Consider the following 11785-nt stretch of genomic DNA (forward strand, 5'->3'; position numbering starts at 1 on the left):
CAGTGGCGCGGCACACGGCTCGGGATCTTCGCAGCGAGAACCGCTTCACGGTTCTGCAGGCCATGTTCGAACTGGGGCCGTCCACCCGCCAGGAACTCGCCCGGCACACGGGACTCAGTCCGGCGACCGTGGCGACGCTGGTCACCGAGTTCCTGTCCGAGGGGGTCCTGCGGATCTCGGACGTGGAACGCAACACTGGGGGCCGGCCGCAGGAGCGGCTCGCCATCGACCCGGAGCGCGGCCGCGTCGTCGGCGTCGACGTGGCCGAGACCTACGTCGACGCCACGCTGTACGACCTCGCGCTGGGCGTGGTCGGTCACGGCGAGGTCGCGCTGGACGAGGAGGAGAACGATCCCGCCTACGTGATCGGCGGGATCGTTCGCGCCGTCGGGGCCGCGGTCGGAGTCGGCGGCCTCGACCGGGAGCGCGTCATCGGCGTCGGGGTCAGCATGCCGGGGCACGTACATCCGGACGCCGGCGTCTCGGTCTTCGCACCCAACTGGGACTGGCACGACGTCCCCGTCGAGAAGATGCTGGAGAAGGTCCTCCCGGTCCCGGTGTACGTCGACAACCCGCTCAAGGCGGTCGCCCTGTCCGAGATGTGGTTCGGCGTCGGGCGCGTCGTGGACAGCATGGCCGTCATCAACCTCGGCACGGGCGTCGGCGCCGGTATCGCCATCGACGGGGCGCTGATCCGCGGCGCCACCAACAACGCCGGTGAGTGGGGTCACACGCTGCTGCGGTTGGACGGCAGACAGTGCCGCTGCGGTCGGCGCGGCTGCGTCGAGGCGTACGTCGGCGCCCCCGGCCTGCGCACCACGCTCGTCGAGATCCACCCGGAGCACCCCACGCTCCGGCGGTCCGGGCAGCGCGACTTCGTGGTGGCGGTCGCCGACGGCCTCGCCACGGGCGATCCGGCGCTGGCCGCGTTGGTCCTGCGGACCTCGCGTTACCTCGCCGCGGCGCTCGGCGACCTGGTCAACCTGCTCAACATCCCCTGTGTGACCCTCACCGGCTGGGCCTCGGAGGCCCTGGCCGAATGGCTCGTGCCCGCCGTGCGCGAGGAACTTCCCCGGCATGTCATGCCCGGCTCCCTGCGGGGACTCACCGTGGAGCCCTCCCAGGTCCCGGGCAACGCCGTCGCCCTCGGCATGGCGGCCTTCACGCTGCAGCAGTTCCTCGACCGGCTCGGCCTGGCCGGGCCGGTCGGAACCCGGCCCCGGCAGGACCCGGTACACGTCCACTGACCTCTGCGGGCCCGGCGTGCTAGGGCAGTTGCCAGTTCACCGGCTGTGCGCCCTGCCCGACGAGCAGGTCGTTGGCCCGGCTGAACGGGCGCGAGCCGAAGAAGCCGCGGTCCGCCGACATCGGTGACGGGTGTGCCGACTCGATCGCCGGGAGGTCCCCGAGGAGGGGACGGCAGTTGCGGGCGTCACGCCCCCACAGGATCGACACCAGCGGCTTGCCGCGCGCCGCCAACGCCCGGATGGCCTGCTCGGTGACGTCCTCCCAGCCCTGCCCGCGGTGCGCTCCGGGCTTGCGCGGGGCCGTCGTCAGCGCCCTGTTGAGCAACAGCACGCCCTGCTCGGCCCACGGGGTCAGATCGCCGTTCGACGGCCTGGGCAGCCCGAGGTCGGAGTGCATCTCCCGGAAGATGTTCTCCAGGCTCCCAGGCAGGGAACGCACCTCGGGCGCCACCGCGAAACTCAGACCGATCGCCATACCCGGCGTGGGATAGGGATCCTGACCGACGATCAGGACGCGGACGTCGTCGAAGGGCTGCTGGAAGGCTCTCAGGACGTTCGCCCCGGCGGGCAGATAGGTCCGGCCTGCCGCTATCTCGGCCCGGAGGAAGTCCCCCATGACGGCGATGCGTTCGGCCACCGGTTCAAGAGCCTTCGCCCAGCCCGCTTCAACAAGTTCATGCAAGGGTCGTGGTGCCACGGCGTGTCACTCTACTGGCAGACATCGGCACGCCGCATACACGGGGAAGCGTTCGGACAAGGAGCGCCCCACGGGCGCCGGTCCTCCCTCCCACCCGGTATTCGAGAAGGAGTGGAACTTGTCCCGGCCTGCGCTTTCTGCCGTGCCCGGTCCGGCCGGCCCCGGTGCCGGTGAAGGGTTCCTGGCCGTCGACTCCGGCGGCTCGGGGCTGAGGGTCGTCCTGGGCGCCCCCGGTCGGCGGCCCACGGCCACGCGGGAGTCACGGATTCCCGTGCGTACGGGACCGCGCGGCATCGATCCGGGACATCTGATGGAACAACTGGTGCCCATGGTCCGGTCGTTGTCGCCCGAGGCGGGAGTGACCGGGCTGGGCACCGCCGTGGTCGGGGCGGCCGGTCTGGCGAGCCTGGGCGATGCGCTGCGGGCCGAGCTCCCCGGCGCGCTGGAACGGGAGTTCGGCGTCCGGACCGTCGCGCTCGCCGCGGATGCCGTGACCGCCTACGCCGGTGCTCTCGGACCACGTGCAGGGGCCGTCGTCGCCGCCGGTACCGGTCTGATCGCGATCGGCACCGATCTGAAGTGCTGGCGTCGCGCGGACGGCTGGGGACATCTCCTGGGCGACTGCGGGAGCGGCGCGTGGATCGGGCGGGCGGGGCTCGAGGCCGCGCTGCGCGCCCACGACGGGCGGCCCGGGGGTTCGACGGCACTGCTGGCCGTGGCCGAGGAGTTGTTCGGACCGGTGCGGGAGCTGCCCGGCAAGCTCTACCCGCGTACGGACCGGCCCGCCGTGCTCGCCTCCTTCGCGCCTCATGTGGCGGCCTGCGCCGAGGGCGACCCGGTCGCGGGCGGCATCCTGCGCCGGGCTGCCCAGCACATGGCCGAGTCGGTGGCCGCCGTCTGTCCGGCGGAGGGTGAGCCGTGCCTCAGCCGCACCGGTGGCCTGTTCTCGATGGGTGCCGCCCTCGTCGTACCGCTGGAGGAGGAGCTGAAGAGACTGCTGCCGCATGCCCGGCTGGTCGCCGCGGCAGGCGGGCCACTGGACGGATCGGTACAGATCGCCACAGAACTGGCGCGGGGTTCGTTCATCCTCCCGAGTGACCCGTCGATGCTGTACGTGGTGACCCCAAAGAGGGGCTGAAGCGGACGTAACTCATCAGACAAAACCGGACGGATACCGCTCACCTGCACCCTCCCCGAACAGGGGAGCCCCGGAAACCAGTAACATGCCTCGCCATGAGCTCCCCCACTGGGCCCGCGTCCGGCCTGCCAGTACGAATGCCGCGACCTCGCCAGCCCGGGCGGCACCGCCGACCCGAGCCTCTGGCTGCTCCCGAGGGCGCGCCCGCGCTCGTCCTCGCGGTGCCGGGCACGCCCGCGGCCGCCACGCGCAGTCTCGCCGAGGAGGTCGTGAGCATCGCCCGCTCCGAGCTCCCCGGCCTCGACGCCCGGATCGGGTATCTCGACGGGGACGACGGGGAGTTCCCCACGCTCCAGGCCATCCTCACGCATGCCGCGGAGGAGCGCACCGCCCGTTACGAGCAGGCCAGGGCCGCCGGGGCCGACGTCAAGGAGCCCGAGGGTCCCGTCGCCGTCGTCGTCCCGCTGCTCGCCGGTCCGGACAACGCGCTGCTGCGCCGGATCCGTCAGGCCGTGATGGACAGCCGGATCGCGGCCGACCTCACCGATGTGCTGGGCCCGCACCCGCTGCTCGCCGAGGCGCTGCACGTGCGGCTGTCGGAGGCCGGTCTCGCCCGCGCGGACCGTGCCCGGCTGTTCACGGTGGCGACGGCCGCGGACGGCATCGTGCTGGCCGCCGTGGGCGGCGAGGAGGCAGTGCAGGCTGCGGGGATCACCGGCATGCTGCTCGCCGCGCGCCTGGCCGTGCCGGTGATGGCCGCGGCGCTCGACCAGGACGGTTCGATCGCCTCCATCGCCGAGCAACTGCGGTCCTCCGGTTCGCAGCAGCTCGCGCTGGCGCCGTACCTGATAGGGCCGGAGATGAACCCCGCGGTGATCGAGGAGGCGGCCAAGGAGGCCGGCTGCTCCGCCGCCGAGCCGCTCGGCCCCTACCCGGCGATCGGCAAGCTCGCCCTCGCCAAGTACACGACCGCGCTGGGCATCGCCCCGCAGCAGGTGCAGGGTGCCCCGGTGCGCTGACCGCGCACCGCACCCGCGACGCCGAAAGGGCCCGCTCCACATCGGAGCGGGCCCTTCGGCATGCTGTGACGCCCTGGTTCAGTCGAAGATCACGCAGGACGCGGCCGGTACCTCGATCGAGCCCCCGTAGTAGGGAAGACCCGTGTCGGGATCGACCGCGAACCAGGCCACCTCACCGGAGCGTTCGTTGGCGACGTACAGGAAGCCGCCGGACTCGGCGAGGGCGCGCGGCCAGTCGCCGCCGCAGTGGACCGTGCCGACCAGCCGCAGGGCGTCGCCCTCGACGGCGAACGTGGACAGGACGTCCTCGCCTCGCGTGGCGGTCCACACGAAACGTCCGTCGGGGGACGTGACGACGCCTGACGGGTACGCGTCGCCCGAGGGGGCGCCGGCCAGCACGTGGGCCTCGCTCAGCGGCTTCAGGGCGCCTTCTTCGGCGTCCCAGTGGCAGACGGTGACGGTGGGGGTGAGTTCGTTGAGGACGTAGGCGCGGGTTCCGTCGGGGTGGAAGGCGAGGTGGCGCGGGCCGGAGCCGGGACGCAGGGCGATCTCGCGGTGCACGTCGAGGGTGCCGTCCGTCAGCGCGCACACCCGCACCGAGTCCGTGCCGAGGTCGACGCTGACGATCCACCGTCCGCTCGGGTCGGGCTGCACCTGGTGGGCGTGCGGACCCTGCTGGCGGGGCGTGTACGGGCCCGAGCCGATGTGCCGGAGCACCCCGGAGGGGGCGCCCGCGAGGGTGCCGTCGGCGCGTACGGGGACGGCTGTGACGCTGCCGGAGCCGTAGTTCGCGGTCAGCACGTGCCCGGCGTGCACGGCGAGGTGGGTGGGCCCGTTTCCGTCCACCGGAACCGGCGGCCCGGCCGGCTCGGGCTTGTCACCGGTCACCCGGTACGCGGCCACCGCGCCCTCGGCCTTCTCGCTGACCGCGTACAGCATGTCCCCGTCGGCCGACAGGGCCAGGTACGACGGGTCGGGCACGCCGTTCAGGGCGCCCAATGCCTTCAGCGCGCCCGTCTGCGGGGCCACCGCGGCCATCACGATGCCGGGGCCCCCGGCCGCCGTGAACGATCCGATGTAGGCGCGTCGCCGCCCGTCGCCGTCTGCCACAGTCGTCCCCTCTCGGTCTGTGCGATTCGGGGCACGGTAGCAGCGATCACCACCGGTCTAGACCAACCCTGGCCAAAAAATGCCGGTCCTTCACGGACACGGCAGGGGGGCCGGGCGGGGTCAGGCTCCCACCAGCGGCGAGCCGGACGGCGTCCGCAGCGGTGCCGCCAGTTCCGCGAGCGCCCGCTCCAGTCCGTGCAGATGGGCCAGCGCGGGTTCCTCGGCCGCAGGGCGCTCGGCGAACGGGAGGTCCCTGCCGGCCATGAGGGCCTCCACCGCGACCTCCACCCTCCGGCACGCGGCGGTCAGGCGGGCGTCGTGCGAGGCCTCGGGGTCGGCGGTGACCGCGACCAGACCGCGGATCTCGCGGGCGCAGTCGTCGAGCAGGGCGAGCACCCGCCGGGCGCGTCGCTTGCGGGCCGGCATCGGGTTCAGCGGGTGGACCAGCGGGGCGACCGACAGCCGGACCCTGCCGAGCAGTTGCTCCAGTTCGCGCACGCGGTCGGCAGGGTCGGCCCCCGTCCCACCGGCGAGCAGGGCCGCGGCCTCCGCGGTGCAGGCGCGGACGCAGCGCAGGGCGTGCCGGATCCAGGCGTCGGTGACGGCGTGGGTGGTGACCGGAAGCATGAACAGCACCGCCAGCAGGGCCCCGACCGCGCCGATCCCCGTCTCCGCGAGCCGCAGCGCCAGCAGCCCGGGGTCCAGGACGCCGAGGAGGCCGTAGAGAAGCTCGGCGAGCAGGGTGACCCAGAGCATCATCCAGGTGTAGGAGACGGCGGCCGTGTAGAAGATGCCGAAGACGCAGACGGCGACCAGGACGGCCGTGGGCGTCGGCGTTCCCCGCAGCGGTACGGCGACGAGCAGGCCCAGTCCGATGCCGATCACCGTGCCGAGTATGCGGCGGAAGCCACGCACCAGGGTCTCGCCGCGGGAGGCGGTGTTCACGAAGATCCACCAGGTGGCGCCGACGGCCCAGTACCAGCGCTGGCCGGAGATCAGCTGGCCGACGACGAGGGCGAAGCCCGCGCCGGCCGTGGCCTGGATCGCCTGGCGGGTCGTCACGCGGGCGAGGCCGACGCCGCCAGGCGGTGCGGGGACGGGGGCCGGGGGCAGCCGGCGTTCGTAGCACCACAGGCCGAAGCGGACCGCGGCGACGGTGAGCAGGGACAGCAGGACGGCGGCGTACAGCTCGGGCAGATCGCCGGCGGTCGCGTGCAGGAACTGCGCCACGAAGAACGTCATGAACGCGAAGATGCCGAGGCTGTGCCCGCGTGGGCCCCAGCGCCGTGCGTATCCGCCCGCACCGACCACGGCGAGGAAGGTCAGGTCGCGGGCGACGGGGTGGTCGTGGAGTGCGGCCGCCGCGGTCAGGACGGGCAGGCCGACGGCGGGCAGCAGCGCGGTGGTGACCGCCTGCCCTCGCACGGTGGCGTCCGTGACGGTGAACAGGGCGAGCATCGCGGCGAGGCCGCCGGTGACGGCACCGGTGAGCGAGTGGCCCGCGAGACCGCACAGCATGACCGCGAGGCCGATGCCGAGCACCGCGCGCGTGGCGAAGCGCAGCCGGACCCGGCCGGGGTCCGGCGACATGAACACCCTCTTCAGCACGTACCGCCCCTTGAAACCCTCGGCCGCCCCGGACACCGGCACGGAAAAGGCGCCGCGGGGGTCCGCAGCGCCATTGACGGGCTCATTGCAGCACCCTCACCACTGTCGGCTCAAGCCAGGCCGAATATGCTGGGCCATTGGCACAGTGGAAGCGGTTCCGGGGTGTCCGGCGACGGGCCAACGGACCATGCACGAGGAGGCCGTACGCCATGGCCGTGGACGAGCTCGACACCCGGATCCTGCGGTTGCTGCTGGAGCGGCCGCGTACGAGCGTGCGCGAGTACGCCCGACTCCTCGGGGTCGCGCGCGGGACGCTGCAGGCGCGGCTCGACCGTCTGGAGCGGGACCGTGTGATCACCGGCACGGGGCCCTCGCTGTCGCCTGCCGCACTCGGTCATCCGGTACTCGCCTTCGTGCACATCGAGGTCACCCAGGGGCGGATCGACGACGTGGGGAACGCACTGGCCGCCGTACCGGAGATCATCGAGGCGTTCTCGATCGCGGGCGGCGGAGATCTGCTGACGCGGGTCGTGGCGCGGGACAACGGGCATCTGGAGGACGTCATCCAGAAGGTGATCAGCCTGCCGGGAGTGGTGCGGACCCGCACCGAGGTGGCACTGCGGGAGCGGGTCGCGCACCGGCTGCTGCCGCTGGTGGAGGCGGTGGGGCGCGCCACCCGGAACTGATCGCCGACATCCGTCGGCGCACCCCACTCACGCCTTGTCCTACGGCCGCGCCCCGTGCGTCGGCCTCGGTGCGGGCTGGATGTTCTGGTTGAGGCGGAACACGTTGTCCGGGTCCCGGTCGGCCTTGATGCGGGCCAGACGGTCGTAGTTGCCGCCGTAGCTGGCGCGTACGCGTTCCTGGCCCTCGTCCATCATCATGTTGACGTAGGCGCCACCGGCCGCGTACGGGTGCAGGGCGTCGAAGTAGTCGACGGTCCACCGTTTGATCAGCTCGGCGTTGGCCGGGTCGGGGTCCACGCCCACGAAGACCGACGCCCAGTTGGCGTTGCGGTACTCCCAGGGAGTGTCCTGCCGGCCCACGTCGTGGGCGGCGCCGTCGACCGGGTACAGGTGCATGCTCGACTGCATGGTCGGCACCTCGGCGCCGAACTTGGCGTGCAGTTCGACCGCGTCGTCCGGGATGGTCTCGACGAAGTCGGCGCGCCAGTACCACTGGTGGCCGGGCGGGTACAGCCCGTCGAACATGGACTGCAGGTCGGGGTGGGGCATGACCATGGGCGCGTGCAGCAGCGGTGCGGGCAGGGCGTCGAGCAACGGGGCCATCTCACGGGCGGCGGCCTCGGGATCATCGCCCGCGTAGCACCACACCACGCCGGCCGTCTTGCGCAGCTGGATCTCCTCAGGGAACGGCGGGGCGGGCGGGACCGTGCCGTGCAGGAAGAAGCCGCCCAGCTCGCGGGGTGCGTCCAGGATGAAGTCCCGGTAGGCGGCGAGGACTTCGGCACTGGCCTCGACGGGCCAGAAGGTCGGCCCGGCGACGACCGTGCTGATCTCGTGCAGCCGGAAGAGGAACGAGGTGACGACCCCGAAGTTGCCGCCACCGCCCCGGATCGCCCAGAACAGGTCGCTGTTCTCGTCGGCGCTCGCCCGTACCCGACGGCCGTCGGCGAGGACGACGTCGGCCTCCAGGAGGTTGTCGATGGTCAGCCCGCACTTGCGGGTCAGGTGGCCGAGCCCGCCGCCGGTGGCGATGCCGCCGACGCCGGTCGTGGAGACGATGCCGCTGGGCGTGGCCAGGCCGTGCGCGTTGGTGGCGCGGTCCACCTCGCCCCACACGCAGCCGCCCCCGACCCGCACGGTGCGGGCCTCGGGGTCGACCTGGATGTCCTTCAGGGGTGACAGGTCGGCGACCACTCCCCCGTCGACGGTGCCGAGTCCCGCGCCGTGGTGGCCGCCACCGCGCACGGCGAGCAGGAGGCCGTGGGCGCGGGCGAAGCCGATGGTGCGGGCCACCGCGTCCGCGTCGCCGCAGCGGGCGACGAGGGCGGGGCGCCGGTCGATCATGGCGTTGTAGACGGTGCGGGCCTCCTGGTAGCCGGTGTCGTCGGGTCCGATCAACTCCCCGGTGAATCCGGTCAGTTCCCGGCGTGCGGCCTGGGCGGGTGTGCTGGACATGTGGTCCCCCGTTTTCCGAATCGGGTTGATTCGTCCGTTCTACTCGCGTCACGCGCAGGAGGACATCCGTGACCGTCACCCAGCTCGGCGCTCCGGGGTACCTACGTCGGGGCGCCGCCGGGCAGAAGTCCGAGCTCCGCCGCCCGCGCGGAGGCCTGCCGTCGGCTCGGGGCGCCAAGTTTGTCGAGCACCGCCCGCACATGGTTGTCGATCGTCCTGACCGACACGACGAGCCGGGCGGCGATCTCCGCGTTGGTCAGCCCTTCGGCGAGCAGCCGCATGACCTGGAGCTGGCGTTCGGTGAGACCTGCCGGGTTCTCCCGGGTCGCGGCGAGGGGCCCGCGGGGGATGCGGCGCACACCGAGCCGTCGCAGTTCGGCGCGGAGGAGCTTGGCCGCCGGTTCCGCTCCCAGCGCGTCGAAGGCGGCGAGGGCTGCCAGCTTGTCGGCGGGGTCGGGGCTCTCGGCGAGCGCGGCGGCGTGTTCGTAGGGGCAGCCCGCGGCGTTCCAGAGTTCGGCGGCCCGCCGCCACTGCCCACGCGCCTGCAACGCGTACGGATGGTCCGAGTCGTCGGGCGGGACGGGGTGGCCCGCCTTGGTGAGCCAGTAGCCCAGATCGGACCGGTAGGGAGCGCCGGGCAGCCGGCTCGCCTGGGCGTGGACCGGCCCGGCCGCCTCGATCACTGCTTTCGCGTCCCCGCGCAGCCAGGCCGCCTCGGCCCGCGCCACCGCCACCGGCCCGGTGCGCTGGAGTTCCTTCGTCTCCACGGCGATCTCCCAGGCCTCGGCGAGGAGTTCACCGGCGCCGGGACGACCGCAGCGGATGCGAACCCGTGCCAGGACGGTCAGGGCGGGACAGCGGGCCGGGACGAAGTCGTGCATGCCGTACTCCGCGTGCTTCTCTGCCTCGCCCCAGTCGGCGGCGGCGAGCCTGCGCATGGCGAGTTCGACGTGGAGGTAGTTGAGGAAGCCCAAGTGCTCGGCGCGGTCGGCGAGTTCCATCGCCGGGGGCAGGAAGGTGTCGGCCTCGTCGTACTGGAGGTTGTCGAGCAGCGTCCAGATGATGTTGGCGTAGGAGCGGCAGGCGTGTTCGACCTCACCGGCGGCGAGCGCGACGTCGAGGCTCTCCTCCAGCTGGTCCCTGCCGCCGGGGTCTCCGGAGCGCCAGCGGGCGGTGCCGACGTTGTTGAGGGCGTGCGCGAGGATCGCGGGGTCGCCGGCCTTGCGGGCCAGGGCGATGGCGCGTTCACCGTGCTCGACGGCCTCGGCGTAGCGCTCGGACAGCATGCGCAGCTGGGCGGTGTTGCTGACGGCGAGGGCCAACAGCCTGTCGTCTCCCGCGTGTTCGAGAACGGCCACGGCCTCCCGGGCGGCCTCCTGTGCCTCGTCGGCGTTGCCGGCCCACCAGTGGATGCGGGACAGCCAGCGCAGGTCGGCGCCGAGGGCGAGGGTGTCGCCGAGCGACCGGCGCAGGGCGACGGCCTCACGTTGGGCGGCGACGGCGGCGGCCGAGTCGGCGATGGTGTAGCTCTCCACCGCGTAGCGTTCGAGCAGGTCGGCGAGTTCGGCGGGGGCGTAGCGGTGCCGTCCGCGCAGCACGAGCCGGAGGTGGGCGGCGGCCTCTCGGTGGGCGCCCGCCACGGAGGCGTCCTTCGCCGCGTCGGGTCCGTAGCGGGCGATGGCGTCCTGGTCACCGGAGTGCGCCGCGTGGTGAACGACACGGGCGGCGTCGGATCCCGGACGGGCGACGAGGGCCGCGAGAACGGCCCGGTTGAGGCCGATGCGCCGGGCTGCGGGCAGGGAATCGGCGACGGCCCTTCGGATCAACTCATGGCGGAACGCCACCCGTTCCGGGGTGACGGTGAGCAGGCCGCGCTGTTCGGCGGCGGCCAGGACGGACACCCCGTCCGTGAGAGGGCCGGGCTCGCCGGCCGCCGGGGAGCCGTGCCCGTCCGGCTCCGTCGGGACGGCCGCCCGCTCCATGAGCAGCGCCTCGACCAGGGGGCGTTCGACGGCCGACGGGACGACGGCCAGTTGCTCCAGTGCGTCCACGGTGGCCCCGGGCAGCCCCCGCAGCCGGGCGAGCACGGCGTCGACGACGGTCGGGGGCACCTCCCCCGTGCCGCCGGCGGCGAGGATCTCGGCGACGAAGAAGGGATTGCCGTTCGTGACCGCGTACACCTGGGCGGGGTCGACCCGGCCGGCGCTGAGGGTGCGTACGGCGTTCAGGGAGAGGCGGGCCAGCGGCAGGCGGTGCACCCGGGGCGCCCGGGACACCTGGCCCAGCAGCTGTCGCAGGGGATGCTCACGGCTCAACTCGTCGTCGCGGTAGGTCAGGACGAGCAGGGCCGGCAGCCGTTCCATCCGCCGGACCAGGAAGCGCAGGGCGTCCAGGGAGGCCTCGTCGGCCCAGTGGACGTCCTCGACGACGAGTACCGCTCCGCGTAGTTCTTCGAGCAGTGCCTCGTGGACGCGGTGGCGGTCGCCGCCCTCCGTGACGGCGTCGGCGAGTTCGCGGCCCACGCTGCCGATGAGGTCGCGGAAGGGACCCAGCGGCCTGCGGGTGGCGAGGTCGTCGCACTCGCCGACGAGGACCCGCATATCGTGCGGCAGGTGGTCCGGGAGTGCCTTCACCAGGCTCGACTTGCCGATGCCGGCCTCTCCGAGGACGAGCACCACGGATCCGGCCCCGTCCGCCGCCTCCCGCGCGGCCGAGGCCAGTCGCGCCAGCTCGGGCTCGCGCTCGAGGATCCCCCAATCCACGGGCCCGATTGTGCCACCCGAGGCGCCGGAACGGCCCTGCACTACGGACGGTCCGACGGCCTC

Annotated in this window: 9 protein-coding genes; 4 read left to right on the forward strand and 5 right to left on the reverse strand. The window is 73.0% G+C overall.

Going from position 1 to position 11785, the window contains the following annotated elements; translation table 11 throughout:
• Positions 1-2 precede the first annotated feature (2 nt).
• Positions 3-1247 carry an ROK family transcriptional regulator gene (locus OHT57_RS06640; RefSeq protein ID WP_328745104.1) on the forward strand — a complete coding sequence of 415 codons (1245 nt, stop codon included), beginning with the start codon at positions 3-5 and terminating at the stop codon, positions 1245-1247.
• Between the two features lie 19 nt (positions 1248-1266).
• Here OHT57_RS06640 and OHT57_RS06645 read toward each other — a convergent pair whose 3' ends face one another.
• Positions 1267-1944, reverse strand: a complete 678-nt coding sequence (locus tag OHT57_RS06645) for a uracil-DNA glycosylase (protein WP_328745105.1) — start codon at positions 1942-1944, stop codon at positions 1267-1269.
• 142 nt (positions 1945-2086) lie between these two features.
• Between OHT57_RS06645 and OHT57_RS06650 the strand changes: the two genes are divergently transcribed.
• Positions 2087-3082 carry an N-acetylglucosamine kinase gene (locus OHT57_RS06650; RefSeq protein ID WP_328745106.1) on the forward strand — a complete coding sequence of 332 codons (996 nt, stop codon included), beginning with the start codon at positions 2087-2089 and terminating at the stop codon, positions 3080-3082.
• 95 nt (positions 3083-3177) lie between these two features.
• A complete protein-coding gene (locus tag OHT57_RS06655) occupies positions 3178-4101 on the forward strand; it encodes a sirohydrochlorin chelatase (RefSeq protein ID WP_328745107.1) in 924 nt (307 codons plus the stop codon).
• 78 nt (positions 4102-4179) lie between these two features.
• On the opposite strand, the gene OHT57_RS06660 is transcribed toward OHT57_RS06655, so the two are convergent.
• Positions 4180-5211: a lactonase family protein gene (locus tag OHT57_RS06660; RefSeq protein WP_328745108.1), complete on the reverse strand. Its 1032-nt coding sequence runs from the start codon at positions 5209-5211 to the stop codon at positions 4180-4182.
• 120 nt (positions 5212-5331) lie between these two features.
• Entirely contained in the window at positions 5332-6819 is a 1488-nt protein-coding gene (locus OHT57_RS06665) for an FUSC family protein (RefSeq protein ID WP_328745109.1), read from the reverse strand.
• A gap of 209 nt (positions 6820-7028) precedes the next feature.
• Between OHT57_RS06665 and OHT57_RS06670 the strand changes: the two genes are divergently transcribed.
• The gene (locus OHT57_RS06670) at positions 7029-7505 is read left to right on the forward strand and encodes an Lrp/AsnC family transcriptional regulator (protein ID WP_328745110.1); all 477 of its coding nucleotides are present in this window, start codon (positions 7029-7031) and stop codon (positions 7503-7505) included.
• A 39-nt stretch (positions 7506-7544) separates the two neighbouring features.
• On the opposite strand, the gene OHT57_RS06675 is transcribed toward OHT57_RS06670, so the two are convergent.
• Together OHT57_RS06675 and OHT57_RS06680 are read right to left on the reverse strand one after the other, a co-directional pair.
• Entirely contained in the window at positions 7545-8960 is a 1416-nt protein-coding gene (locus OHT57_RS06675; RefSeq protein WP_328745111.1) for an FAD-binding oxidoreductase, read from the reverse strand.
• 101 nt (positions 8961-9061) lie between these two features.
• Positions 9062-11722 (reverse strand): ATP-binding protein, encoded by a 2661-nt coding sequence (locus tag OHT57_RS06680; RefSeq protein ID WP_328745112.1) that lies wholly within the window; start codon positions 11720-11722, stop codon positions 9062-9064.
• Positions 11723-11785: the final 63 nt, after the last annotated feature.

This window comes from Streptomyces sp. NBC_00285 (assembly GCF_036174265.1).
Lineage (GTDB): Bacteria > Actinomycetota > Actinomycetes > Streptomycetales > Streptomycetaceae > Streptomyces.